The sequence below is a fragment of the Pseudomonas sp. C5pp genome (assembly GCF_000814065.1).
In the GTDB taxonomy this organism is placed as follows: domain Bacteria; phylum Pseudomonadota; class Gammaproteobacteria; order Pseudomonadales; family Pseudomonadaceae; genus Aquipseudomonas; species Aquipseudomonas asiatica.
The window spans coordinates 1-507 of sequence record NZ_JWLN01000097.1 but is presented as its reverse complement, the minus strand read 5'-3'; the positions used below and the strand labels follow the sequence as shown (position 1 = coordinate 507).

Sequence of the window (507 nt, the reverse complement as noted above, 5' to 3'; positions counted from 1 at the left end):
ACCGGTGTCGATGCCATCGACTTCTGGGTCGGCGGCCTGGCCGAGCAGAAAATGCCATTCGGCGGCATGCTCGGCTCCAGCTTCAACTTCGTCTTCGAAACCCAGCTGGAAGCCCTGCAGAACGGCGATCGGTTCTACTACCTGTCGCGTACGGCGGGCATGAACTTCGGCACCGAACTGGAGAACAACTCCTTCGCCAAGCTGATCATGCTCAACTCCGATGTCACCCACCTGTCCAACACCGTGTTCCTCACGCCCACCTTCACCCTGGAAGTGGACCAGACCAAGCAGTTCACCGGCCTGGGTGCAGACGGCCGGGCCGACCCGACGGGCGGCATCATGATCAACGGCGTCGAGGTGGTGTCGCTGGTGATCCGCGACAACCCCGATACCGTCAATACCCCCGATACCGGGCCAGACACAAACTACCTGCACTACACCGGTGAAGATCACGTTGTGCTGGGCGGTACTGCTGGCGCCGACATCATCATCGCCGGCGAAGGCGAC

1 protein-coding gene is annotated in these 507 nt (G+C 61.5%); it reads left to right on the top strand.

Going from position 1 to position 507, the window contains the following annotated elements; translation table 11 throughout:
• The coding region (locus RR51_RS28485) for a peroxidase family protein (RefSeq protein ID WP_039615489.1) at positions 1-507 on the top strand (507 nt) is incomplete at both ends.